The following is a 25,129-nucleotide window of genomic DNA, read 5'->3' as shown; positions in this document are numbered from 1 at the left end:
CCCCCACGCTTCTCTTCCGCCCCCCGGCCCCTTCAGGAGACACATCGACATGGCAGCAACCCGCCGCCCCATAGCCCTTGCCGCGGCCGTCGCCACGGCCGCCGTCCTGGGCGCGACCTTCGCCCTCCCCGCCCTCGCCGCCGACAACTCCTCCGAGGCCAGGCCCACCGCCGCCCCGAAGTTCGAGATCGTGGACGGCACGCTGGACTGGGGTATCAAGGAGTCCTTCCGCAAGTACATCGTCAGCCCCATCGCCCAGGGCAAGATCACCGTCGCCGACGGCGCCCGCCAGGCCGACGGCAACGGCGTGTTCACCTTCACCGGTGCCAAGGGCTCGTACGACGTCGGGACGCACGACTCCCAGGCCGCGTTCAAGGGCGGCGTCCGGTTCGAGGGCCACCACGGTGTGCTCGACGTCCGGCTGAGCGACATCAAGGCCGCATCGGGCATCAAGACCGGCACCATCACCGCCGACTTCACCAGCAAGAAGACGGACGGCACCGTCGTCACCAAGGACGACGCCCCCATCGCCGCGCTCGACATGACCGCCGCCGAGCGGAGTCGGGGCGCGGGCGGCGAGACGGTCTTCACCGGCATTCCGGCCAAGCTGACCGCCGAGGGCTCGGAGGCCTTCGCCGGCTTCTACAAGGAAGGCGACGCACTCGACCCGGCGACGCTGTCGCTCAAGGCCGTGGCGCCGAGCCCGTCCCCGTCGGACGACCCGACCAAGGACCCGAGCACCGACCCGTCCACGGACCCGACGAAGGACCCGACCAAGGACCCCTCCACGGGCCCGACGAAGGACCCGACCAAGGACCCCTCCACGGGCCCGACGAAGGACCCGAGCAGCGACCCGACCCCGACCGCCTCCGAGACCGCCGCGCCCGTCAGCGGCCCGGTCGTCGACGGCACCCTCGACTGGGGCGTCAGGGAGGCATTCCGCAAGTACGTCGTCGGCAACATCGCGCACGGCGAGATCGTGACGAGCGACGGCGCGTCCGCCAACGGCGACAGCTATCGCTTCACCAAGGCGACCGGTCTCCTCGACGCCGACAAGAACACCCTCGATGCCGCGTTCAAGGGCAAGGTGCGCTTCCTCGGCCACGAGACCCAGGGCGAGTACCTCCTCGACCTGTCCCTCAGCAACCTGAAGGTCGACATCGACGGCACCTCCGGCACGCTCCTCGCCGACGTCTCCTCCAAGGACCAGAAGAGCGGCGAGGTCAGCAAGTTCACCGCCCTGTCCCTGGCCGACCTGAAGGTGCCCGCCGACGCGCTCGCCGCCAAGGGCGGCATCGTGAACCTCGAGAACGTTCCGGCGACGCTCACCACGGACGGCGCCAAGGCGTTCGGCGGCTTCTACAAGAAGGGCGAGGCGCTCGACGCGCTGAACGTCGCGGTCTCCGTCGACAAGGACGCCCGGCTCCCGGGCGGCTCCACCGGCGGTTCGGGCTCCACCGGCGGTTCGACGGCGGGCGGTTCGACCACCGGCGGCGGCACGGTCGGCGGCGGCTCCACCGGCGGTTCGGTCGGCGGCTCCGGCTCCCTGGCGGCCACCGGCTCCGACGTCCCGACCGGCGCCCTGATCGCCGCCTCCGGCGTCGTCGTGGCGGCCGGCGCCGGTGTCGTGATCGCGGCGCGCCGCCGCCGCGACACCACCGCCTGATCCACCTGCACACCCCCGGGGCCGTACCGGCGGCAGCAGTGCCCGCCGGTACGGCCCCGCGGCCATGGCCGCTCGCTTCCCTCCCCGGCGCCCGGCAGTGCTTGAATGCCCTGGTGAACGACTACGACGTACCCCGGGGCATCGACGTCCTGCGAGTGTTCTGCGGACCCGACGGCCGGTACGGCAACGCCCTCGGCGTCGTACGCGACGGAGGCGGCCACCCCGACGAGGCGTCCCGGCAGCGGCTGACCCGGCAACTGGGCTTCAGCGAAACCGTGTTCGTCGACGACCCGGAGCGCGGCCGGGTGGACATCCACACCCCGGGGCTCCGGCTGCCGTTCGCCGGGCACCCGCTGGTCGGCGCGGCCTGGCTGCTCGACCTGGAGATCCTGGAACTGGCCGTCGGGGACGTGTTCGCGCGCCAGGACGGCGAGTTCACGTGGATCACCGCCCGCCCGGAGTGGGCCCCGCCGCGCACGCTCCAGCAGTACGCGAGCGCCGCAGAGATCGAGGCGCTGCCGGGACCGCCGCCCGGCGAGGGCTGGCTCTACGCCTGGGCCTGGGAGGACGAGGCGGCCGGACGGGTCCGGGCGCGGGCCTTCCCGAGGCGGGGCGAGGAGTCGGGGATCGTCGAGGACGAGGCGACGGGGGCCGCGGCCATGCTGCTCAGCGCCCACCTCGGCCGGGCCCTGAACATCACACAAGGGCGCGGCTCCCAGATCCTCACCGCACCCGCGCCGGACGGCACGGTGGAGGTCGGGGGCCGCGTCCTGATGGCCGCCCGGGGCTGAACCCGGGCGGCGGCGAACCGTACGACAGCTACTACACGCTGAGCGGGAAGACCTCGCCCAGCTCGCGGAAGACCGCGGTGTTCAGCGCGAAGGCGCGCTTGCACTCCTCGATGATGCGCTGCTTCTCCAGGTCGTCCGCGTTCACGCCGTCCAGCAGCTCGCGGTAACCCCGCTTGAAGGCGGCCGGGTTGGTGATCTGCTCGAAGACGTAGAACCGGACGCCGTCGCCCTTGCGCTCGAAGCCCCAGGTCTTCTCCGCCTTGTCGCGGATGATCTGACCGCCCGACAGGTCGCCCAGGTAGCGCGTGTAGTGGTGGGCGATGTAACCGGCGGGCCAGGTACGCGCGCACTCCGCGACCCGGGCCGCGTAGGCCGCGGTGGCGGGCAGCGGCTCAAGACCCTCGCGCCAGTCGGCCCCGCGCAGATGGGCCAGGTCGCGCTCCAGCTCCGAGGAGCGCATCAGCTCGGGCTGTATGAACGGACCGGCGACCGGGTCCTCGCGCAGCGCCTGAGCGCCCTCCTCCAGCGCCCGGTACACGAACCACAGCTGCTCGGTGTAGCGCGTGTACGCGTCCACTCCCAGCCGCCCGCCGAGGAGGTCACTCATGAAGGTCGAGGTCTCGGCCTCGGTGTGCTGCTCGTGCGACGCGGTGCGGATGAGCGTCGAGAAGGGAGTGACGGTGGCGGTTGCGTCCAAGGCGGGCCTCCGGGGACCGAGGGGACGGGAAGTCCAGAAAAAGACGGACATACCGGCAGGCGGCCGCCGCGAGGGTGCGGCGGCGCGTGCCGGTACGCCGATCCTGCTACTTAGGCTTACCTAAGTCAACTGGTTCCCGACTGCTTGTCGGTAAAAAACTACGCCACACGGGGGTGGAGGGCCCGATAACGGACAGTTCGGGGTGATTACGGGAGGGTGAGGATCTCCGCTCCGGTCTCCGTGACGACCAGCGTGTGCTCGAACTGGGCCGTCCGCTTCCGGTCCTTCGTCACCACGGTCCAGCCGTCCTCCCACAGGTCGTACTCGTGGGTGCCGAGCGTCAGCATCGGCTCGATGGTGAACGTCATGCCCGGCTGCATCACCGTGGTGGCGTGCGGGCTGTCGTAGTGCGGGATGATCAGACCGGAGTGGAACGAGGTGTTGATCCCGTGCCCGGTGAAGTCGCGGACGACCCCGTAGCCGAACCGCTTGGCGTACGACTCGATGACCCGGCCGATGACGTTGATCTGCCGCCCCGGCTTGACCGCCTTGATGGCCCGGTTCAGTGACTCCCGGGTGCGCTCGACCAGCAGTCGGGACTCCTCGTCCACGTCGCCGCAGAGGTAGGTGGCGTTGTTGTCGCCGTGCACCCCGTTGATGTACGCGGTGACGTCCAGGTTCACGATGTCGCCGTCGCGCAGCACGGTGGAGTCGGGGATGCCGTGGCAGATGACCTCGTTCAGCGAGGTGCACAGCGATTTCGGGAAGCCCCGGTAGCCGAGCGTCGAGGGGTACGCGCCGTGGTCGACCATGAAGTCGTGGGCGACCTTGTCGAGCTGGTCCGTGGTGACGCCCGGCGCGATGTGCTTGGCGGCCTCCTCCATCGCCTGCGCGGCGATACGGCCCGCGATGCGCATCCGCTCGACGGTGTCGGTGTCCTGGACCTCCGGGCCGGTGTACGGCGTCGGAGCCGGCTTCCCGACGTACTCGGGACGCCGGATGTTTCCGGGGACGGAACGGACGGGAGTGATCTCCCCTGGTACGAGAAGCGACTGGCCAGACATGCCAGCGAGTCTAACCAGCGGCCCCGGGGCACCATGGCGATAAGGAAAGGAGCCGTCGATGGCCCTGTTCAAGAAGCGCACGGTCGGCAAGCCGGGCGAGTGGTACTACTGCCTGGAGCACAAGAAGGTCGAGGAAGGCCCGGAGTGCCCGGCGCTGAACCGTTTCGGCCCCTACACCTCCCGCGAGGCGGCCCAGCACGCGATGGACACCGCGCGCGACCGCAACCTGGAGTGGGACACGGACCCGAAGTGGCACGACGAGGACAAGGGCGACCGATCAAGCCCGTCCGGCGATTGAGGACGTCTTTCAGCCCCTCCGGCGCTTGAGGAGCGGGGCGCGGGGCGGAGCCCCGGACGGGGTCACGCCTCCATCCGGGCCTCCCGCCTCCGCACCGCATCCTCATCCGTCTCCGAGTCGTACCGCACCAACTTCGGCAACGCGGCGGTCAACAGCACCACCGACGCCACGCACGCCACCCCGCCCGTCCAGATCGCCGACCGGGTCCCCGTCCAGCCGGCCATCGCCCCGGCCCGCACCTGGCCCAGCTGCGGCCCGACGCTGTACGACAGCACCTCGATGCCCGCCAGCCGCCCCCGCAGCTCCTCCGGAATGGTCTGGTTCCAGATCGTCGAGCGCCCCAGCCCGCTCAGCATGTCGCCCGCCCCCGCCACCGCCAGGCAGACCAGCACCACCCACACGCTGGAGAACCAGCCCGCCGCCGCGATGGCCAGCCCCCACGCCGCCGCACCGAACACCACGAACAGCCCGTGCCTGCGCACCCGGCTCGTCCAGCCGCTGGTCAGCCCCAGCACCAGCGAACCGACCGAGCCCGCCGCGTACATCAGCCCCAGCGACCACTCCGCGTCCAGCTCGTCCGCCAGGAACGGGAAGATCGTGTTCGGGAAGGCGAAGAACATCGCCGCCAGGTCGATCGCGTACGTCCCCAACAGCACCGGCCGGCTCCAGGCGTACCGCGCCCCCTCCACGATCCCGCGCAGCGACGGCTTCGCCGCCTCCTCGGCGGGCGGCGCGGGGGAGAGCCGCAGGCAGAGCACGACGGAGACGGCGAACGTGCACACCGTCACCGCGTACGCCGTGCCGTGACCGGCGTACGCCACCACCAGACCGGCCAGCGCCGGGCCCGCGATCGCCCCGATCTGCCAGCGCAGCGAGTTCAGCGCGGCCGCCGCCGTCTGCTGGGCGTGCGGCACGATCCGGGCCATCAGGGAGTCCAGCGCGGGCCGCTGGAGGCCGGCGAGCGCGGAGACCCCGCCGGCCACCACGTACAGCGGCCACAGCAGCGGCTCCGGGAGCAGGGCGTTGACCAGCAGGATCGCGGCGAGCACCCCGAGCCCCGCCTCGGTGAGCAGGATGACCCGGCGGCGGTCCACCGAGTCCGCGAGCGCCCCGCCGTACAGTCCGAAGACCACCAGCGGCACCAGCTCCACCGCGCCCATCGCCCCGACCGCGAGCGGGGAGCCCGTGAGGTCCTTGATCTGGAGCGGCAGCGCGATGAGCGCCATGAAGCTGCCGAAGTACGTGATCAGCCCCTGCACCCACAGCAGCCGGAAGTCCGGCGAGGAACGCCACGGCGCGAGATCGGGCAGCAGGGCGCGCAACCGCCCCGGCCGTGGCGGGGACGAGGGGGAGGAAGGCGGGGGAGGCGCAGAGGTCACGAAGGGCCATGTTCCGTACAACCGGGTGGACCGGGCAAGCGAGTTTCCCGGCCGCGCTACCAGCGGGCCGTCGGCGGCTGGGTCAGCCGGTCGGCCAGCCGGGCGAGCCGGTCCCGGAACGTGCGCCGCCCGCCCGCCGGAGTCCTCCCGTTCTCCCCGGCGGCCGCGCTCACCAGGTGCTGCACGATGTCCAGGTCCACCTCGTCGTCCCCGCCGACCACCAGCGACTCGTGCGCCAGGCCGCCGACCTCGGGGTCGCCGCCGTCCAGGGTGAGCACCCGCGCCCCGGCCCGCCGGGCGTCGTGCACCCGCTCCAGCAGCCCTTCGCCCGGCCGCTCCGGCGCGACCAGCAGCACCGTCTCACCCCGCCCCGCCGTCGCGATCCGGCCGAGTCCGACCGCCAGGTGCGCCGGGTCGCCCGCCGCCACCCGGTGCCGTACGAGCGTGGGAGCCAGCTCCGGCAGCCCCGACCAGGCGGACTCGTCGGAGAGGTGGGCCGCCAGATGCCACGGCTCGTACGCCTCGGTCCCCGTCAGCAGCAGGCCGCCGCCGCGCGGGACGACGGAGGCGCGCAGGGCCAGGGCGAACCGGCGGGCGTCCTGCGGCCACCGGGTCCCGGCCAGCACATCGCGGAGCAGGGCGACGCGTACGGCATCCATGGCCCGGCATCCTGCCCCGGCCCGCCGCCCCGGCCGGCCCCGTCGGCAGTCCCCTCACCCGAACGGAGGACCGGGCGGAGAACGGAACCGGGCCGGGGGGGGGCGGGCCCCCGGCGGCCGACGGGGCAGCTTCCCCGGGCCCTACCTGGCAGTAGGGTCGGGCCATGACTACACAGGACAGCAGCGGCAGCGCCCCCAAGCCCCCCGCCAAGGACCCCTGGGACCTCCCCGACGTATCCGGCCTGAGCGTCGGCGTGCTCGGCGGGACCGGACCGCAGGGGCGCGGCCTCGCCTACCGGCTCGCCCGCGCCGGACAGAAGGTCACCCTCGGCTCCCGCGACGCGGCCCGAGCCGAGCAGGCGGCGGCCGAGCTGGGCTTCGGCGTCGAGGGCGCGGACAACGCGGAATGTGCCCGGCGAAGCGACATCGTGATCGTCGCCGTGCCGTGGGACGGCCACGCCAAGACGCTCCAGTCCCTGCGCGAGGAGCTCGTGGGCAAGCTCGTCATCGACTGCGTCAACCCGCTCGGCTTCGACAAGAAGGGCGCCTACGCCCTCAAGCCCGAGGAGGGCAGCGCCGCCGAACAGGCAGCGGCCCTGCTGCCGGACTCCCGGGTCACCGCCGCCTTCCACCACCTCTCGGCCGTGCTGCTCCAGGACGAGTCCATCGAGGAGATCGACACCGACGTGCTGGTCCTGGGCGAGGCGCGCGCCGACACGGACCTCGTCCAGGCGCTGGCCGGGCGGATCCCCGGCATGCGGGGCATCTTCGCCGGCCGACTGCGCAACGCCCACCAGGTCGAGTCGCTCGTCGCCAACCTGATCTCGGTCAACCGCCGCTACAAGGCCCACGCCGGACTGCGCACCACCGACGTCTGACCGGGCCCACCCCGGCGGGCACCCCGGGCAACGTGTCCGGGCGCTCCCCGGGACGGGGCACAACGGGGCATGGGGGACACTGGACGGGACCGCGACCGTTCCCGGCAGGGAGCGCGACCCGTTCCCGACAGGAGCCGACCCCCATGCCCCGCATCGCCCTCTACGCCCTCGTCGTCTGCGTCCTCGCCGTCGTGGCGGCCGTGGTCTCCTTCGCCCAGGGCAGTCTGCTCGGGATCGTCTGGGTGCTCATCGCGGGTCTCTCGTCCAACATGACCTGGTTCTACGTGCGCAGGCACCGCCTGGCCGCCGCCCCCGACGCGGGCTGAACCACCCCGCCGGGCCCGGCCCCGGTCAGCCGACTGCGCACCCCGGGTCCTGCTCGTCGAAGAGGCCCCGCCAGAAGCGGAACAGGTCGTAGCCGCAGTACCGCTGGAACTCCTCGACGCCCAAGCCGCGCAGCAGCGCGTGGATCGCGTCGAAGAAGGCGATGTTCACCTCGGGGATCCACAGGATCGCGAACACGGCGATCAGCCCGAACGGCGCGATCGGCTCCACCTGGCGCCTGATCCTGTACGAGAGCCAGGGCTCGATCACCCCGTACCCGTCGAGACCCGGGATCGGCAGGGAGTTCAGGATCGCCGCCGTCACCTGGAGCATCGCCAGGAACGCCAGCGCGTACTGGAAGGCGCGCGGCACCCCGGCCGGTGCGTCCAGCCAGAACGGGGCCGTGCAGAGAATCGCGAACGCCACGTTCGTCAGGGGGCCCGCCGCCGAGATCAGGCTGTGCTTCCACCGTCCCTGGATCCGGCCGCGCTCGATGTAGACCGCACCGCCGGGCAGCCCGATCCCGCCCATGATGACGAAGAGCACCGGCAGCACGATGCTCAGCAGCGCGTGCGTGTACTTCAGCGGGTTGAGCGTCAGATAGCCCTTCGCCTCCACCGACAGGTCCCCGCTGTGCAGCGCGGTGCGGGCGTGCGCGTACTCGTGGAGGCAGAGGGAGACGATCCAGGCCCCGGTGACGAACAGGAAGACCGCGAAGCCGGTGGCGTCCGCGAAGCCCGTCCACACCGCCCAGCCCGCGACCGCGGTGACGGCGGCGATACCGAGGAAGACCGGGCTGATCCTGCGGTCGCCGCGGGTGGCTGCGGTGGTCATCGGCGTTCGACTCCCTCGGGTGGGCACGGGGTTGACCGTACGGTCCGGCACGGCTGGAACGTCCGCGACCGCTTGTGGAGTTCCACCCGGTCAACGCCCGTCCGCCGTCCGTCACGGACAATGGGCCCGTGCACTACTGCGTCCTCGGCACCACCCGGGCACTCCGCGACGACGGCACGGCCGTCACCCTCGGCGGGGCGCGGCTGCGCGCCCTGCTCACCGTCCTCGCGCTGCGCCCCGGGCGAACGGTCCCGGCCGGGGTCCTCGTCGACGAGGTGTGGGACGGGGACCCGCCCGCCGACGCGACCGGTGCGCTCCAGGCCCTGGTCGGACGCTTGCGGCGGGCGCTCGGCCGGGACGCCGTCGAGTCCGTGGCGGGCGGCTACCGGCTCGCCGCCCCGCCGGACGCCGTCGACCTGCACCGCTTCGAGCGGCTGGCGGGGGAGGGGAGCCGGGCCCTGGAGGACGGCGACGCCGCCGGCGCCCTCGCCGTCCTGGGCGAGGCCCTCGCCCTGTGGAACGGGCCCGCCCTCGCCGATCTTCCCGACCGTACGGCCGCCGCGTCCCGCTGGGAGGCGCGCAGGCTCGACGCACGACGGGCCGCGCTCGGGGCGCTCCTCGCCCTCGGCAGACCGGGGGAGGCATTGCCGGAGCTGGCCGTGCTCTGCGACGCCCACCCGCTCGACGAACCGCTCCAGGCCCTCCGCATCAGCGCCCTGCGGGACGCCGGACGCCCCGCCGAGGCACTGGCCGCGTACGAGGAGGTCCGCACCCTCCTCGACGACCGCCTCGGCACGGCTCCGGGCCCGGCCCTGCGCGCCCTGCACACCGAACTGCTCCGCCCGGAGCAGTCCCTCCGCTCCGCGGGTGCGCCGGCGCCGGGGGCCCACGCCCCGTCCGCCGGGGCGCCCGTGACCCGGCCCGCCCCCGGCAACCTCCGCGCCCGGCTCACCAGCTTCGTCGGGCGCGACACCGACATGGCCGCCCTGCGCGAGGACCTCGGCCGCGCCCGGCTGGTCACCCTGCTCGGACCCGGTGGCGCGGGCAAGACCCGGCTGTCGCAGGAGACCGCGGAGGCCGCCGCCGAGGCCTGGCCCGACGGTGTCTGGCTCGCCGAACTGGCCCCCGTCGACGACCCGGACACCGTGCCCGAGGCCGTCCTGACCGCGCTGGGCGCACGCGAGACCGTGCTGCGCGGGGCGGGCGCCGAGGAACTGCGGGCCACCGACCGGACCACCGCCGACCCCCTCGTACGGCTCACCGAGCACTGCGCCCCGCGCCGGTTGCTGCTGCTCCTGGACAACTGCGAACACGTCATCGGTGCGGCCGCCGCCCTCGCCGACCATCTGCTGGCCCACTGTCCGCAGCTCACCGTCCTCGCCACCAGCCGCGAGCCCTTGGGCGTGCCGGGCGAGTTCGTGCGCCCCGTCGACCCGCTGCCCGACCCGATGGCCCTGCGGCTGCTCGCCGAGCGCGGGGCCGCCGCCCGGCCCGGGTTCCGTATCGATACGGACGAGGAGACCGCGGCCGCCTGCGCCGAGATCTGCCACCGGCTCGACGGGCTGCCGCTCGCCATCGAACTGGCCGCCGCCCGGCTGCGGATGCTCACCCCACGCCGGCTCGCCGACCGGCTCGACGACCGCTTCCGCCTCCTCACCAACGGCAGCCGCACCGTGCTGCCCCGCCAGCAGACCCTGCGCGCCGTCGTCGACTGGTCCTGGGACCTGCTGGACGCCGCCGAACGCGCCGTGCTGCGCCGGCTGTCCGTCTTCGCCGGAGGCTGCTCGCTGGCCGCAGCCGAGGAGGTCTGCGCCCTGCCCGCCGGACCGGGCGGCCCCGCCGTCGACAGCCTCGACGTGGCCGCCCTGCTCGGCTCCCTCGTCGACAAGTCCCTGGTCGTCGCCGCGCCCGGCGACGACGGGGAGATGCGCTACCGGCTGCTGGAGACGGTCGGCGAGTACGCCGCCGAGCGGCTGGCGGAGGCGGGCGAGAGGGACGCCGTCGAGCGGCGTCACCTGACCCACTACCGGGAGCTCGCCCGGATCACCGGGCCGAAGGTGCGCGGCAGCGGGCAGCGGGAGGCGATCGCTACCCTCCAGCGCGAGTACGAGAACCTGCGCACCGCGCTCCGCCACGCCGTCGCCGCCCGGGACGAGCACGAGGCGCTGTGCATCGTGCTGTCGATGGCCTGGTACTGGATGCTGCGGGATCTGCGCTCGGAGGCCGGCCAGTGGAGCGCGTCCGTGGCGGCGCTCGGCCCCGACCCCTTCGCGGCGCCCGGCGTCCGGGCCCCGGCGCTCCTGGAGCACCCCATCGACCGGCCGCCGCCGATGGACGACGACCAGCTCGCGGAGGCGCGGCGTGGAGTGGCGCTCCTCCAACTGGCCGGCGTGGACAACGCGATCAGCGCCTGGTCGAGCCCGGAGGGCAAGGAGCGGCTGCGGATCATCGCCGACACCTACCGGCCCGGCATGCCGCAGACCTGCCGGCTGCCCGGGACGCTGTGGCTGTTCGCGAACATGATCGCCGGTGACGAGGACCGGCTGAACACGGTGCTCGACGAGACGGTCCGGGCCTCGCGGGTCCACGGTGGTGAGTGGGAGCTGGGCTCCGCGCTGCACACCCGGGCCAACATCCGGTCCAACAGCCCCCAGCGGGTGGCGGACGCGTGCGCCGACGCCGATGAGAGCCTGGAGATCTACACCCGGCTCGGCGACGACTGGGGAGCCGCCGAGGCACTCGCCGCGCGGGGCGAGGCCAACGAGCGGGCGGGCCGCTTCCTGGCCGCCCTGGACGACTACCGGGAGGCCGTGGAGTACGCGCGGAAGATCGGAGCCCAGAGCCAGGCGGCGCTGCTGCGGGCACGGTACGCCGGATCCCTCATCGAGCTCGAACGGCTCCGGGAGGCCGAGGCCATCCTGCGTGATGTCACCGAGACGAGCCGCCATCTGAGCCACGAGGCGCTGCCGATGGCTCGCATGCATCTGGCGTTCGTCCTCGGGCTCCAGGGGCAGGTGGACGAGGCCCGGCGGCAGGCGCATTTGGTCCGGGAGGACTTCAAGGAGCGGGACGTCGCCATCTTCGGCGGCTTCGTCCACGGCGTGCTGGCCTGGCTCGACAATCTCGACGGCGACCACGTGTCCGCGCTCTCCAACGCGCTGACCGCACTGGAGAGCGCCCGTGAGCCGTTGTCGATGATGGTGGCCCCGCAGATGCCGTCGGCCTACGTGACGGCCATGGCCCAGGCGATCGCCGGGTTCGAAGGCGCCGACGCGGCGCGGGACGCCGTACGGCTGCTGGGGTTCCAGGAGACGATCCTGCCGAAGGGGCACGTGCCGACCGTGATGGAGCGCCGCAACTGGATGATCACCGAGCGGGCCGCCCGGGAACGGCTCGGCGACGAAGCGGCGTACACGGCGGCGTACGAGCAGGGCGGTGGCCTCACCCTCGACGAGGCCACCGCCCTGGCGGAGACGTACCGGCGGACGCGTCCCCCGGCGTGACGTCGCCTCCGCTCAGGCCTTCTTGCGGAACTTGGCCACCGCCAGCGGAGCCATCACCAGCGTGATGCCGGCGGCCCAGCCGAGCGTCCACCAGACCGAGTCGCCGACCGGTCCGCCCTGCATGAGCGCTCGCGCCGCGTCCGCGAGGTTGGAGAGCGGGTTGTAGTCGGTGAAGGCCTGGAGCCAGCCCGGCATGGTCTGCGTCGGCACGAAGATCGAGGAACCGAACTGCAGGGGCATCAGCACGAGCATCGCCGTCCCTTGGACAGCCTGGGCCGTCTTCATGGACAGCCCGAGCAGGATGAAGATCCACATGATGGCGGCGCCGAACACCGCCGACAGCGCGACCGCCGCGAGGAGCCCGAACACCGAGCCGTGCAGCTCCATGCCGACGACGAACCCCATGACGAGCAGGATGAACATGGCGACCATCAGCCGGCCCAGCTCGACCACGATCTTGGCGATGAGCACCGAGGACCGGGCGATCGGCATCGTCCGAAACCGGTCCATGACCCCCTTGCGGAAGTCGTCGTTGACGCCGGTTCCGACGGCCATGGCGATGTTCAGTCCCATCATCGCCATCAGCCCCGGCACCAGGTAGTTCACGTACTCCTGCCGGTTCCCGCCGAGGCTGGCGCCGACCGAACCGCCGAAGACGTAGACGAAGAGCAGGATGAAGATGACCGGCATCAGAAGGACGTCGAACATCGACTCCGGGTCCTTCTTGATCTGGAGCAGATTGCGCCGCGCCAGGGCCCCGATGTGCCGGAGGTTGGCCCGCAGGCCGATCCGGCCCTCGTCCGCCACGGCCGCCTTCGTCGGAGCGGGGCCGGCCGGCCCGGCGGGCGCGGGGGTCGGTGCGGTGGTGGTGGTGCTCATGCGGCGACCTCCTGGGGAGCCGGGTCGGACAGGGGGGCGGCCTTGTCGCCGGTGATCGCGAGGAACACCTCGTCGAGGCTCGGCAGGGCGGTGGAGACATGGGCGAGCGAGAAACCGCGTACGCCCAGCAGCCCGATGACGGCGGTCAGCTGCTCGTCGCTGAGGATCGGCACGTACAGCAGCCCCTCGTCCGGCACGGCCTGCGCCCCGGCGACACCGTCGAGCCCGGCCTCCCGGATCGCCTGCGCCATCGCGGCCAGCTCCGCCGGGTCCGAGGGCCGGATGTGCAGGGTGCGGCCGCCGACCTTGGCCTTCAGCTCGTCGACCCCGCCCCGGGCGATGATCTTCCCCCGGTCGATGACCGTCAGCTCCTTGGCGAGCTGCTCGGCCTCCTCCATGTACTGCGTGGTCAGCAGGACGGTGGCGCCCTCGGCGACCATCCGCTGCACCTCGTCCCACACCTCGTTACGGGTTCGGGGGTCGAGCCCCGTCGTCGGCTCGTCCAGATACAGCACGGCCGGGCTGCCGATCATCGAGGCGGCCAGGTCGAGGCGGCGGCGCATCCCGCCGGAGTACTCCATGCACGCCCGCTTGGCGGCCTCGGTGAGCGAGAACCGCTCCAGCAGCTCGTCGGCGCGGGCCCGGGCCTGCTTGCGGGGCAGATCGAGCAGCCGCCCGATCATGTAGAGGTTCTCCCAGCCGGAGAGCTTCTCGTCGACCGAGGCGTACTGCCCCGTGAGGCCGATGGTGCGGCGGAGCTGCCGGGGCTGCTTCACCACGTCGTAGCCCGCGACGACCGCGTGGCCGGCGTCCGGGGTGATCAGGGTGGACAGGCAGCGTACGAGGGTGGTCTTGCCGGCGCCGTTGGGGCCGAGCACACCGAGGACGGTGCCCTCGCGCACATCGAGGTCCACGCCGTCCAGAGCTTTGGTCTCGCCGTAGTGCTTGACCAGCCCCCGCACCTCGACGGCGTTCCGGCCGCTGCCGGGGTTCTTGTCGATTCGTTCCATGTCCACCAGCAGACCAGCGCCCACCGACAGCTCACCGACAGGCCGCCGACACGGGCTCCGGCCGGGTTCCGGGCGCGCGACAGCCCGCCGATGGGGGATGTCGGCGGGCTGTCGGTGGTGCGGGAAATGGCTGGTGGGCGCCGCCGCTGTCGAGGAGCGGCGGCGACCGGGTGGATCAGTGGAAGGTGTGCTCCGCCGCCGGGAACGTGCCCCCGACGACCTCGTCGGCGAACTCCTTCGCCGCGTCACCGAGCACCTGGCGCAGATTCGCGTACTGCTTGGTGAAGCGCGGCACCTTGCCGCCGGTCAGCCCGACCATGTCCGTGTAGACGAGCACCTGCGCGTCGGTCCCGGCACCGGCGCCGATGCCGACGGTGGGGATGTGCAGCGTACGGGTGACCTCGGCGGCCAGCTCGGCGGGGACCAGCTCCAGCACGACGGCGAACGCGCCCGCGTCCTGGACGGCCTTGGCGTCCCGCAGCAGCTGCTGGGCGGCCTCCTCGCCGCGGCCCTGGACGCGGTATCCCATCGCGTTGACGGACTGGGGGGTCAGGCCGATGTGGGCCATGACCGGGATACCGGCCTCGACCAGCAGCCGGATCTGCTCGTGGGACCGCTCGCCGCCCTCCAGCTTGACCGCGCCGACGCCCGACTCCTTGATCAGCCGGGTGGCGTTGCGGAGCGCCTGTACGGGACCTTCCTGGTACGAGCCGAAGGGCAGATCCGCGACGATCATGGCGCGCTTGGTGCCGCGTACGACGGCGGCGGACAGCATGGCGATCTCGTCCATCGTGACGGGCACGGTGGTCTCGTAGCCGAGGTGGACGTTGCCCATCGAGTCCCCGACGAGCATGACCGGGATCCCGGCCTCGTCGAAGACGGACGCGGTCATCGCGTCGTAGGCGGTGAGCATGGGCCACTTCTCGCCGCGCTCGGTGGCGGCGGCGATGTCGTGGACGGTGATGCGGCGGGTGGACTTCCCTCCGTACAGCGCTTTGCTGCTGTCGGCGGGCGGGCCCGCGGGGGAGGACTGATTCTGCGCAGCCTGAAGCGACATGGCCAACGGCTCCTTCGTCATCTCGAGGCGCCCTGACGGCGTCCCCGGATCCCTTCCATGGTGGCATCCCGCCCCGCCCCTCGGGAAGTGGGCCCGCGCACACCCCTCCGTACGGCCTCATGGGGGAAGCTTTAACAATACGAGACGGTCTCGTATCGAAATGAGGTCAGCTCGGCGGCCGTCGCCCTGATCGGTGCCGTGGTCGTCGGCCTGTTCCTGCCGGGCCGGCCCCCGGCGACGTCCGAGGCCTCCGAGGGGGCCCGCCCTCCGGTGGAACAGCTGAGCCGCTGACCCGACGCGACCCGTCGGTCCGCGCCCCCGGGTCGGCGAGAATCGAGGCGACGGACGTACGCGGAACATACGGCGGACGTACGAGGGACGACGACGGCGCGGCGGGAGGTGGCTTCACGGTGCAAGGCCAGGACGGCGAGCGGGACCGGCACGGGGCACGGAACGGGGGCGACCCGTCGCCCGGGACTCCGGCCGGGACGTCGGCAGAGGTTCCGCCCGGGGCTCCGGCCGGCACGCCGGATGCGGAGCCCCGCCGCGGACGCCCCCGTTCCGCCGCGGCGGAACGCGCGATCCTGGACGCGGTCATCGCGCTCCTGGAGGCGGGTGAACCGCTCGCGGGCCTCTCCATCGAGCGCATCGCCCGCACGGCGGGCGTCGGCAAGGCCACGATCTACCGCCGCTGGTCGGACAAGGAGGAGCTGTTCGTCGACGCCGTACGGGACATGGAGCCCGACGACCCGCCGGTCTCCGGCACCGAGGGCCTCGCCGACCTCCGCGTCATGCTGGAATCGCTGCGCACCCGGGGCCTCGCCCAGCGCTCCTCGGCGCTGCTGCACAACATCTTCGCGCAGATGAAGAGCCACCCGAAGCTGTGGGACGAGTACCACGGCACGGTCATCGCCCCCCGCCGCCTCGCGATGCAGGAAGCGGTGCGGCGCGCGGTGGCCGCCGGAGAGCTGCGCGACGACCTCGACGTGGAGCTGATCGACGACCTCTTCGTCGGCCCCATGCTCGTCCGGACGGTCCACCGCCCCGACGCGCCGCTGCCCGACGACCTCGCGGACCGCATCATCACCGCCCTGCTGCAGGGACTCGCCCCCGCGGCACGAGTGTGATCGTTCTGTCACAAGCCCCACCGGTCGGCCCCGGGCCGGAACCCCTCGTCCCGCCTCCGTCGTCCTGGTCTCCGTACGGGATCCCCGTACGGTCGTCGGACACGGGACACCGGACGGGCCGCCCCATCGGCGGCCCGGCGGGCCGGTAGGTCGACGGCGGGAAAGGCGCCGCTCATCACCTAGGGTCGAGGGCGCGGCGATGTGCAGGGCAAGGCAGTGAGGACAGCGCGATGGTGCAGGCGTACGGAGCGGACACGGACAACGGCAGCGCGGAGCAGCCCGGGGCCCGCGGATCCCGCTTCCGGGGCCTGTGGGACCGGCTGAGAAACGACCCGGGCTACTGGCGGCGCGGCATCCTCCTGGCCCTCTGCTCGGTGCTGCTGACCCTGCTGATGGTCGTCCACGCGCAGATCCCCAACCGGCTCGGCAACCTCGGCAGCCTCATCGAGACGTTCCTGCCGTGGGTCGCGCTCTTCATCCCGGTGCTGCTGGCCCTGGGCCTGCTGCGGCGCTCCGCGACCGCCCTGATCGCGCTCCTGCTGCCCGCCGTGGTCTGGCTCAACGTGTTCGGCGGCCTGCTCACCGACAAGTCCGGCGGCGGCGGCGACCTCACCGTCGCCACCCACAACGTCAACGCGGGCAACCCCGACCCCGAGGGCACCGCCCAGCAGGTGGCCGGATCCGGCGCGGACGTCGTGGCCCTCCAGGAACTCCCGGGCCGGCAGGTCTCCACGTACGAGAAGTCGTTGGCCGGCCGCTACCCGTACCACTCGGTCCAGGGCACCGTGGGCCTGTGGAGCAAGTACCCGCTGGCCGACACCAAGCCCGTCGACATCAAGATGGGCTGGACCCGGGCGATGCGCTCGACGGTGAAGACCCCGCAGGGCGAGGTCGCGGTGTACGTGGCCCACCTGCCGTCCGTCCGCGTCAAGCTGCACGCCGGGTTCACCGCCAACCAGCGCGACGACAGCGCCGACGCGCTCGGCGAGGCCATCGCCGACGAACGCGTGGAGCGCGTCGTCCTGCTCGGCGACCTGAACGGCACCATGAACGACCGCTCGCTGAACGCGGTCACCGCGCAGATGCGCTCCACCCAGGGCGCGGCGGGCGACGGCTTCGGCTTCAGCTGGCCCGCCTCGTTCCCGATGGCCCGGATCGACCAGATCATGGTCAAGGGCGTCGAGCCGATGGCCTCGTGGACCCTCGCGGCGACCGACAGCGACCACCTCCCGATCGCGGCCCGCGTGGAGCTGTGATCACGGCCACGCAACCGCCCGTTCACCACGCGGCATAAAACGTCTGCGACAATTTGTTCCTGTCGCATACATAAAGAAGACACAGCCGTCGCCCGGCGTCCACGCCGAGGCGACGGCTCTTCGTTCTGCCCCCGCTCCGAGATTGCGAAGGTTCCCCATGCCCCTGGCCCTGCTCGCCCTGGCCGTGAGCGCCTTCGGCATAGGCACGACGGAGTTCGTCATGATGGGCCTGCTGCCCAATGTGGCGGACGACCTCGGCACGTCCGTGCCCACCGCCGGATACCTCGTCTCCGCGTACGCGATCGGCGTCGTCCTCGGCGCACCGCTCCTCACCGGCCTAGGCTCCCGCGTCCCGCGCAAGAAGATGTTGCTGCTCCTGATGGCGCTGTTCACCATCGGCAACCTGGCATCCGCGCTCGCCCCCGACTTCGGCTGGCTGGTCGCGGGCCGCCTCCTCGCAGGACTCCCGCACGGCGCGTTCTTCGGCGTCGGCGCGGTGGTCGCCGCCCGGCTGGTCTCCGAGGGCCGCCAGGCGCGGGCGGTCGCGACGATGTTCCTCGGCCTGACGGTGGCGAACATCGTCGGCGTCCCCGCCGCCACGCTCCTCGGCCAGCACCTCGGCTGGCGGGCCACGTTCCTCGTCGTCGCGGCGATCGGGCTGGCCGCGATGGCGGCCCTGGCCCGGCTGGTGCCCCGCATCCCGGTCGAGGCCCACCAGGACGTACGCCGCGAACTGCGCGCCCTCGGCAACCGCCAGGTGCTCCTGGGCCTGCTCACCGCGGTCTTCGGCTTCGCCGGGGTCTTCGCCGTCTACTCCTACCTCTCGGCCATGACCACGAAGGCGATGGGTTTCGGCGAATCCTCCGTCACCCTCGTCCTGGCCCTCTTCGGCATCGGCATGACCCTGGGCGCCCTGGCCGCGGGCCCCCTCACGGACCGCGCGCTGCGCCCGACGCTGTACGGCTCGCTCGGCGCCCTCGCGGTGGTCCTGGTGGCGTTCCCGTTCACGGTGCACGTGCAGTGGGCGGCGCTGACGATGGTGGTGCTGCTGGGCGCGGTCGGCTTCATGACGACGACCCCGCTCCAGATGCTGGTCATGAACAAGGCGAAGGACGCCCCGACCCTGGCCTCCGCCTCCAACCACTCCGCCTTCAACCTGGCCAATGCGGGCGGCGCCTGGCTGGGCGGCGTCGCGATAGCGGCAGGCTGGGGCTGGACGTCCCCGGCGCTCGTGGGCGCGGTACTGGCGGTGGCGGGCCTGGCGATCGCGGCAACGGCGGGATTCCTGGACCGGGGCGAGGGGAAGAGCTCCCGGGTGGTGGCAGCACACTCGGCCGCTCCAGCCCGTCCGGCGTTTGAGGACGGAACCGTCACGCGGGAGGAACCCGACGCAACATCGCCGTCGACCAGGTCGAGCCACTCCAGCTAGCCCGGCACCGCAAAGAGGCTCGTCCGGCACTCCACCCAGCCCGTCCGGCGGCCACCCCAGCCCGTCCGGCGCTTGAGGACGGAACCGACACGCCGGGCGGGCCGGCCACCCACGTGGGAGCCCAGCCCGTCCGGCGCTTGAGGACAAGGGCGGCCGCCGGACGCCCCCGGCAACCGCAACCCCGCTAGGACGACTCGCGCCAGCGATTCGTGATCGGCAACCGCCGATCCTTCCCGAACCCCTTCGGCGAGATCTTCGTCCCCGGCGGATACTGCCGCCGCTTGTACTCCGCCGTATCGACCATCCGCAACGTCTTCGCCACCAGCTCCGCATCGAACCCGGCCGCCACGATGGAATCGAGACCCTGATCCCGGTCCACGTACAGCTCCAGGATCGCGTCCAGGACCTCGTAGTCCGGCAGCGAGTCCGTGTCGACCTGCCCCGGCCGCAGCTCCGCACTCGGCGGCTTGGTGATCGAGGCCTCGGGGATCGGCGGGGTCTGACCCCGCTCCTCCGCCGCCCGGTTCCGCCACTTCGCCAGCCGGAACACCGACGACTTGTAGACGTCCTTGATCGGCCCGTACGCACCGACCGCGTCCCCGTACAGCGTGGAGTAGCCGACCGCCAGCTCCGACTTGTTGCCGGGCGCCAGCACGATCTGCCCCTCCTGGTTGGAGATGGCCATCAGCGTCGTACCGCGCAGCCGGGCCTGGAGGTTCTCCTCGGCCAGACCCGTGAGCTGCAACGACTCCATGTACGCGTCGAACATCGGTGCGATCGACACCGTACGGAAGTTGAGCCCGGTACGCCGCGCCAGCTCGGCCGCGTCGTCCTTGGAGTGGTCCGAGGAGTACTTCGAGGGCATCGAGACCCCGTACACGTTCTGCGCACCGAGCGCATCGCACGCGATGGCCGCGCAGATCGCCGAGTCGATCCCGCCGGAGAGCCCGATCAGCACACTGCTGAAACCGTTCTTCGCGGCGTACGCACGGAGCCCCACGACCAGCGCCGAGTAGATCTCCTCCTCGTCCTCCAGCCGCTCCGCGTACCCGCCCGCGAGCTCCGGCTCGTACGCGTCGACGGGCCGGTCCGACAGCACCACATGGTCGATCCGCAGCCCGTCGTCCACAACCCCCGAGGGCGCTTCGGCCGCCGCCGCGGGCAGTTCCAGATCGAGGATCACGCTGCCCTCGGAGAACTGCGGGGCGCGGGCGATGACCTCGCCCTCCTTGTCGACGACGATCGAGTCACCGTCGAAGACCAGCTCGTCCTGACCGCCGATCATCGCCAGATAGGCCGTCGTGCAGCCGGCCTCCTGGGCCCGCTTGCGGACCAGCTCCAGCCGGGTGTCGTCCTTGTCCCGCTCGTACGGCGAGGCGTTGATCGACAGCAGCAGCCCGGCCCCGGCGGACCGGGCGGCCGGGACGCGCCCGCCGTCCTGCCACAGGTCCTCGCAGATCGCGAGGGCCACGTCGATGCCGTGGACCCGGACGACGGGCATCGAGTCGCCCGGCACGAAGTACCGGAACTCGTCGAAGACGCCGTAGTTCGGCAGGTGGTGCTTGGCGAAGTTGAGCGCGATCCCGCCGCGGTGCAGCACCGCGGCGGCGTTGCGCGGGGAACCGGCCGGCTGCCCGTAGCGCGCCGCGGCGTGCTCGGAGCGGTCCAGGTAGCCGACGACGACCGGCAGTTCGCCGAAGCCCTCCGCGTCGAGCCGGGCGGCCAGCGCGCGGAGCGCCTGCCGCGAGGCCTCGACGAAGGACGACCGCAGGGCCAGGTCCTCGACGGGGTATCCGGTCAGCACCATCTCGGGGAACGCCACGAGGTGGGCGCCCTGCTCGGCGGCGTGCCGGGTCCAGTGGACGATCGCCTCGGAGTTGCCGGCGAGGTCGCCGACGGTCGAGTCGATCTGATTCAGTGCGAGGCGTAGTTGAGGCACGTCCGCCAGTGTAATCGTCTTTCTGACGCGATGTCCCGGTGGGCCGGGCAAAATCTGCTCCGGCCCACCGAAAACGCAGGTGGGAGCCGCTGTCCGCACCGCCCCACCGAGGGGCGCGGGAGATCAGCCCCGGTAGCCGAGGACCGTCATCATCCCCGCCTCCGCGTGGTAGACGTTGTGGCAGTGGACCATCCACAGCCCCGGATTGTCGGCGTCGAAGTCCACCGTCAGCGACCGGTGCGGCAACACGATGGCGGTGTCCTTCCGGGCCCCGGCGGCGTTCCCGCCGAGGGCGAAGGTGTGACCGTGCAGATGGAGCGGATGCCACATGGCCGTCCCGTTGTCGAAGATCAGCCGCACCCGCTCGCCCGCCTCCACCGGACGCCGCCGCCTCGCGTCGTACGGCTGCCCGTCGAAGGCCCAGTCGTACGTCGCCATCCCACCGGTGAGCCGCATCCGGATGGTCCGGTCCGGCAGACGGGTGGGCAGCGCCACGGACGGGTCCGGCACCAGCCGCCCCGCCTCGACGAGCTTCCCGTCCAGCTCCTTCGGCCGTACGGAGGCGGCGGGCGCGGCCCCGCCCCCGGTCCGCAGGACGGCGAGGGCGGCCGCCTTCTTCCCCTCCGCCAGGGCGGTCAGCGGGAAGACCCCGTCCCCGGCGGTGACGAGGACGTCGTACCGCTCACCCATCCCCAGCAGCAGCGCGTCCCCCGTGGTGTGCCGGACCGGGAAGCCGTCGGTGTGCGTCACGGTCATCCGGTGCCCGCCGAGCGCGACGCGGAAGGCGGTGTCGCCACCGGCGTTGATGATCCGCAGCCGGATACGGTCACCGGGCCGCGCCTTGAACGTCTCCGGATCGTCTGCGACGCGCCCGTTGACGAGGTGGTGCGGATAGGCGACATCACCGGCGTCGCCCCCCAGCAGCTCGCTGCGGGCGCCCATCATCATCCGCGAGGGCCCGTCACTCTCCTTCTCGCTTTTCGGCAGGGTGCGCGCGCCGTGATCCATCCCGCTGTGCCCGCCGCCGCCCATGCCTCCGGACAACTCCTTGAGGACGGCGTCCGGAGTGGACCCGTCCACCCCGTCGACCCAGTCGTCGAGGACGACGACCCACTCCTTGTCGTACGCCAGCGGCTCCTTCGGGTCCTCGACGATCAGCGGCGCGTACAGTCCCCGGTCCTGCTGGACGCCGGAGTGCGGGTGGAACCAGTACGTCCCCGGATGCGGTACGGCGAACCGGTAGGCGAAATCGTCCCCCGGGGCGATGTTCCGCTGGGTCAGCCCGGGAACCCCGTCCATGTCGTTGCGCAGCGCGAGCCCGTGCCAGTGCAGGGAGGTGGGCTGCGGAAGGTGGTTGGCCAGGGTGAGGGCGAGGGTGTCCCCGGCCGTCACCCGCACCTCGCGCCCGGGCAGCCGGTCCCCGTAGGCCCAGGAGGCGACGGTGGTGCCGCCGCCCAGATCGAGCCGGGCCCGGGTGGCGGTGAGGGAGACCTTCTGTACGGGCCCGGAGCCGCGCGCCGCCTCTGCGGCCTCGACCTCCTTGCCGCCGGGCGAGACGTACGCACCGGAGTCCTGGGCGCCACCGCCGGGGGAGTGGGCGCCGCCGTGACCGCCGCTGCCGTCGGAGCAGGCGGCGAGGGCCCCCGTACCGGCGACGGCGAGAGCGGCGCCGAGCACGGCGCGTCGGGGGAGTTGGTGCATGGGCATGCTGAAGACACCTCTGGAGTGCTGTGTTCGGGTGAAGGTGAAGGGGCGGAGGTGAGACGCCCACTCCTAAATACGCAGCACCGAGACGCTGGCGAGCACCGATATCGGGGGAGGCGGATTCGGCCGCAGCACGCGCAGGAGCCCCGCCCCGGCCGGCGCACCCGGAGGCCGCCCGTCGGCGCGCAGCCCGAGCAGCCAGGAACCGACGAGGGCGAGGCCCCAGACGCCGAGGACGGCGAGGCAGACGGAGAGCGGATCCATACCGCTCATGGGTGCACCGGCCCCGGGGGAGTCGTGCGGCGAGGGGTGCTCGGCCATGGCGGCCGACGACGATGCGGGTGCTTCCGACGCCGACGCCGCCGACATTCCCGCCGATCCGCTGTGCTCGGCCGGATGCCCGACCGTATGCATGGTGACGATGCCGAACAGCAGAGCGGCGAACAGCATCAGCTGCCCGTACGTCACGCTCCTGCTCCGCGTCCTGCCCGCCATGCGGGCCACCCTACCCCCGGCGGGTATACGGACGGACGGCGGCCCGACACCCCTCCGCCGAAGCGGATCAGGGGCGCCGGGTAGCCGTCACGCTCACGACGTGGCTTCTCAACTGCGGGAGTAGACCTTCTCCGCCCAGCCCGCGATCTGCTCCTCGGTGAGGTGCTGCGCGAGGTCGGCCTCGCTGATCATGCCGACCAGCTTCTTGTTCTCGACGACGGGCAGCCGGCGGATGCGGTGGGTCTGCATCTCCTCCAGTACCGCGTCCACATCGGCCTCCGCCTCGATCCAGCGGGGCGTGCCCTGTGCGAGATCGCCCGCCGTGACCTTCGACGGGTCGTGCCCCTTGGCCACACAGCCGACGACGATGTCGCGGTCGGTGATGATGCCGACCATCCGGTCCGAGTCGCCGTCGGCGGAGACGGGCAGGGCGCCCACGTTGTGCTCGCGCATCAGCTGCGCCGCACGGTCGAGGGTCTCGTGGGCCGGGATCCAGCGGGCCCCGCTGTGCATGATGTCTTTGGCGGTCGTCATGGGGGATTTCCTCCTGCGTGCCGATGGCACTGCCGTACGGCCCCGAGCGCACTCATCGTCATCGGCCGGGAGGGCACGCGCGACCGCAATCACCCGTTCGGGTGCGCCGACGCGGGGACGCAAGCTGACGCGCGCCGTCCGGCCGCGGCTCCGGGCTCAGGACCGGGGCCGGGCCCGCCGCTCAGGCGCGCGGCCTGCTCATCCGCGCGGCCTCTCAGGAACGCGGCTTCGCCCCGCGCTCGGTGAGCAGGTCGCGCATGAGCCCCAGCTCGGACTGCTGCCCCTCGACCATGCCCCGGGCGAGCCGCTGCTCCACCGGGACGGTGCAGCGGGACGCACAGGCCTCGGCCATGGCGACGCCGCCCTTGTGGTGGTCCGTCATCAGCTGGAGGTAGAAGACCTCGGCCTGCTTGCCGTCGAGGCGCGCGAGCCGCTCCAGCTCGGCACGGGAGGCCATCCCCGCCATGAGCACACCGTCGCTGCCACCGCCGGGATGGTGCCCACCATGAGCGTGTTCGTCCCCGCCGTCACCGCGGCCGCCCATCCAGGCCATCGGGGGATCGTCGCCGCCCGCGACCTTGGGCAGCCCCCAGAGGTCGAGCCGGCCGAGGAGCATGCCGCGCTGGTTGGCCTGGGTGTTGGCGATGTCGTACGCGAGACGGCGTACGTCCTCGTCCCCCGTACGGTCGCGGACGATGAACGACATCTCGACGGCCTGCTGATGGTGGACGGCCATGTCCCGGGCGAACCCGGCGTCGGCGGAGTCCGAGGCGGGTGCACCGGCCGTGCGGGGCGCCGGACCGTCCTCACGGGCGGAGGCGACGGCGGCGGCCCCGGCGAAGAGCAGGGCCAGGGCCACGGCGGCCCCGGCCGCCCACCGCACCCGCGCGGTCTTCCGCCGCTCGGCACCGGCGGCCGGGTCCGCCGTGTCCGTCGTGTCGGTCGAGTCCGTCACTGCGGTGCCGTTTCCAGCCCGCCGGTGCAGGGGGCGCCGGGCTCGGGTGTCTGGGCGCCCTGGACGTACTGGGCGAGGAACTGGTCCACCCGCCGGTCGTCGGCGGAGTCCACGGTGACCTGCTTGCCCCAGGCGCTGAGCGTGATCGCGCCCTCCTGGCCGGCGTAGGGGCTCATCAGGGTGAACGGGGTCTTCTTGACCCGCTCCGCGAGCGCGGCGACATCCGTGTCCGCTGCCGAGCCGTTGTACGTGACCCAGACCGCGCCGTGCTCCAGGGAATGGACGGCGTTGACGTCCGGGACGGCCTTTTCGTATACGTCGCCGCTGCAGTTCATCCAGGACGCGTTGTGGTCGCCGCCGACCGGCGGCTTCATCGAATAGTCGACCGTGCCCGCCACGTGCTGGCGGCCGAGCTTCGCCGCGTCCCAGGACTTCAGCCCCTCGATGGCCCCGCCCTTGGCGTCACCGTGCCCGTCCGGGTGCTTGCCGTCGTGGGCCGCCGAGGCGTTGTCTGACTTCTCGTCGGCCGCGGAGTTCTCCAGCAGCTGGAACGAGCCGAAAGCGACGAGACCGGCCACAACGGCGGCGCTCAGCCCTATGGCGATGGCCCGGTTGCGGGTGGAGCGCGCGCCGGGGGCGGGGGCCTGGGGC

23 protein-coding genes are annotated in these 25,129 nt (G+C 72.4%); 9 read left to right on the top strand and 14 right to left on the bottom strand.

Going from position 1 to position 25,129, the window contains the following annotated elements:
* Positions 1–49: 49 nt before the first annotated feature.
* Together D3105_RS16690 and D3105_RS16685 are read left to right on the top strand one after the other, a co-directional pair.
* Entirely contained in the window at positions 50–1,666 is a 1,617-nt protein-coding gene (locus D3105_RS16690; RefSeq protein WP_118903978.1) for an HtaA domain-containing protein, read from the top strand.
* 113 nt (positions 1,667–1,779) lie between these two features.
* Positions 1,780–2,457: a PhzF family phenazine biosynthesis protein gene (locus D3105_RS16685; protein WP_118903977.1), complete on the top strand. Its 678-nt coding sequence runs from the start codon at positions 1,780–1,782 to the stop codon at positions 2,455–2,457.
* A 31-nt stretch (positions 2,458–2,488) separates the two neighbouring features.
* Here D3105_RS16685 and D3105_RS16680 read toward each other — a convergent pair whose 3' ends face one another.
* Both D3105_RS16680 and map read right to left on the bottom strand, forming a co-directional pair.
* Positions 2,489–3,154, bottom strand: a complete 666-nt coding sequence (locus D3105_RS16680; RefSeq protein WP_118903976.1) for a heme oxygenase (biliverdin-producing) — start codon at positions 3,152–3,154, stop codon at positions 2,489–2,491.
* Between the two features lie 206 nt (positions 3,155–3,360).
* Positions 3,361–4,218 (bottom strand): type I methionyl aminopeptidase, encoded by an 858-nt coding sequence (gene map, locus D3105_RS16675; RefSeq protein ID WP_118903975.1) that lies wholly within the window; start codon positions 4,216–4,218, stop codon positions 3,361–3,363.
* A gap of 58 nt (positions 4,219–4,276) precedes the next feature.
* Between map and D3105_RS16670 the strand changes: the two genes are divergently transcribed.
* A complete protein-coding gene (locus tag D3105_RS16670) occupies positions 4,277–4,516 on the top strand; it encodes a hypothetical protein (RefSeq protein ID WP_097975789.1) in 240 nt (79 codons plus the stop codon).
* 62 nt (positions 4,517–4,578) lie between these two features.
* Here D3105_RS16670 and D3105_RS16665 read toward each other — a convergent pair whose 3' ends face one another.
* Positions 4,579–5,838, bottom strand: coding sequence for an MFS transporter (locus D3105_RS16665; RefSeq protein WP_412081009.1), 1,260 nt, complete (start codon positions 5,836–5,838; stop codon positions 4,579–4,581).
* 113 nt (positions 5,839–5,951) lie between these two features.
* The gene (locus D3105_RS16660) at positions 5,952–6,554 is read right to left on the bottom strand and encodes a hypothetical protein (protein WP_118903973.1); all 603 of its coding nucleotides are present in this window, start codon (positions 6,552–6,554) and stop codon (positions 5,952–5,954) included.
* 164 nt (positions 6,555–6,718) lie between these two features.
* Here D3105_RS16660 and npdG point away from each other — a divergent pair, with 164 nt between their 5' ends.
* Together npdG and D3105_RS16650 are read left to right on the top strand one after the other, a co-directional pair.
* Complete coding sequence (gene npdG / locus D3105_RS16655; RefSeq protein ID WP_118903972.1) at positions 6,719–7,432, top strand: NADPH-dependent F420 reductase; 714 nt, start codon at positions 6,719–6,721, stop codon at positions 7,430–7,432.
* A gap of 143 nt (positions 7,433–7,575) precedes the next feature.
* Positions 7,576–7,758, top strand: coding sequence for a hypothetical protein (locus D3105_RS16650; RefSeq protein WP_030806282.1), 183 nt, complete (start codon positions 7,576–7,578; stop codon positions 7,756–7,758).
* 25 nt (positions 7,759–7,783) lie between these two features.
* Here D3105_RS16650 and D3105_RS16645 read toward each other — a convergent pair whose 3' ends face one another.
* Positions 7,784–8,590: a site-2 protease family protein gene (locus D3105_RS16645; protein WP_118903971.1), complete on the bottom strand. Its 807-nt coding sequence runs from the start codon at positions 8,588–8,590 to the stop codon at positions 7,784–7,786.
* 128 nt (positions 8,591–8,718) lie between these two features.
* Between D3105_RS16645 and D3105_RS16640 the strand changes: the two genes are divergently transcribed.
* Positions 8,719–12,093: a BTAD domain-containing putative transcriptional regulator gene (locus D3105_RS16640; RefSeq protein ID WP_118903982.1), complete on the top strand. Its 3,375-nt coding sequence runs from the start codon at positions 8,719–8,721 to the stop codon at positions 12,091–12,093.
* Between the two features lie 12 nt (positions 12,094–12,105).
* Here the strand turns inward: D3105_RS16640 and D3105_RS16635 are convergent, their stop codons facing one another.
* The 3 genes from D3105_RS16635 to panB form a co-directional block, all read right to left on the bottom strand.
* On the bottom strand, positions 12,106–12,972 hold the full coding sequence (locus tag D3105_RS16635) for an ABC transporter permease (protein ID WP_118903970.1): 867 nt from the start codon (positions 12,970–12,972) through the stop codon (positions 12,106–12,108).
* Complete coding sequence (locus D3105_RS16630; RefSeq protein ID WP_118903981.1) at positions 12,969–13,982, bottom strand: ATP-binding cassette domain-containing protein; 1,014 nt, start codon at positions 13,980–13,982, stop codon at positions 12,969–12,971. The genes D3105_RS16635 and D3105_RS16630 overlap by 4 nt, the downstream gene beginning before the upstream one ends.
* Before the next feature lie 175 nt (positions 13,983–14,157).
* Positions 14,158–15,039 (bottom strand): 3-methyl-2-oxobutanoate hydroxymethyltransferase, encoded by an 882-nt coding sequence (panB, locus tag D3105_RS16625; RefSeq protein ID WP_118903969.1) that lies wholly within the window; start codon positions 15,037–15,039, stop codon positions 14,158–14,160.
* A 410-nt stretch (positions 15,040–15,449) separates the two neighbouring features.
* Here panB and D3105_RS16620 point away from each other — a divergent pair, with 410 nt between their 5' ends.
* The 3 genes from D3105_RS16620 (at position 15,450) to D3105_RS16610 (ending at position 18,851) form a co-directional block, all read left to right on the top strand.
* Entirely contained in the window at positions 15,450–16,166 is a 717-nt protein-coding gene (locus D3105_RS16620) for a TetR/AcrR family transcriptional regulator (RefSeq protein WP_118903968.1), read from the top strand.
* Positions 16,167–16,396: 230 nt separating this feature from the next.
* A complete protein-coding gene (locus D3105_RS16615; protein WP_118903967.1) occupies positions 16,397–17,422 on the top strand; it encodes an endonuclease/exonuclease/phosphatase family protein in 1,026 nt (341 codons plus the stop codon).
* A gap of 157 nt (positions 17,423–17,579) precedes the next feature.
* The gene (locus D3105_RS16610) at positions 17,580–18,851 is read left to right on the top strand and encodes an MFS transporter (RefSeq protein WP_118903966.1); all 1,272 of its coding nucleotides are present in this window, start codon (positions 17,580–17,582) and stop codon (positions 18,849–18,851) included.
* Between the two features lie 184 nt (positions 18,852–19,035).
* Here the strand turns inward: D3105_RS16610 and D3105_RS16605 are convergent, their stop codons facing one another.
* From D3105_RS16605 to D3105_RS16580, 6 genes are all read right to left on the bottom strand, one after another.
* The gene (locus tag D3105_RS16605; RefSeq protein WP_118903965.1) at positions 19,036–20,790 is read right to left on the bottom strand and encodes an NAD+ synthase; all 1,755 of its coding nucleotides are present in this window, start codon (positions 20,788–20,790) and stop codon (positions 19,036–19,038) included.
* Between the two features lie 123 nt (positions 20,791–20,913).
* Positions 20,914–22,497 (bottom strand): multicopper oxidase family protein, encoded by a 1,584-nt coding sequence (locus tag D3105_RS16600; protein ID WP_118903964.1) that lies wholly within the window; start codon positions 22,495–22,497, stop codon positions 20,914–20,916.
* 66 nt (positions 22,498–22,563) lie between these two features.
* Positions 22,564–22,989: a DUF6153 family protein gene (locus tag D3105_RS16595; RefSeq protein WP_165891028.1), complete on the bottom strand. Its 426-nt coding sequence runs from the start codon at positions 22,987–22,989 to the stop codon at positions 22,564–22,566.
* A 108-nt stretch (positions 22,990–23,097) separates the two neighbouring features.
* A complete protein-coding gene (locus tag D3105_RS16590) occupies positions 23,098–23,523 on the bottom strand; it encodes a CBS domain-containing protein (RefSeq protein WP_010057672.1) in 426 nt (141 codons plus the stop codon).
* A 214-nt stretch (positions 23,524–23,737) separates the two neighbouring features.
* Entirely contained in the window at positions 23,738–24,478 is a 741-nt protein-coding gene (locus D3105_RS16585; RefSeq protein WP_240646932.1) for a DUF305 domain-containing protein, read from the bottom strand.
* The coding region (locus D3105_RS16580; RefSeq protein WP_240646931.1) for a DUF3105 domain-containing protein at positions 24,475–25,129 on the bottom strand (655 nt) is incomplete at its 5' end. The genes D3105_RS16585 and D3105_RS16580, both read right to left, overlap by 4 nt.

Origin of the sequence: Streptomyces globisporus, assembly GCF_003501885.1 — a bacterium.
Classification (GTDB): Bacteria; Actinomycetota; Actinomycetes; order Streptomycetales; family Streptomycetaceae; genus Streptomyces; species Streptomyces globisporus_D.
This window is presented reverse-complemented; position numbering and strand designations above follow the sequence as displayed.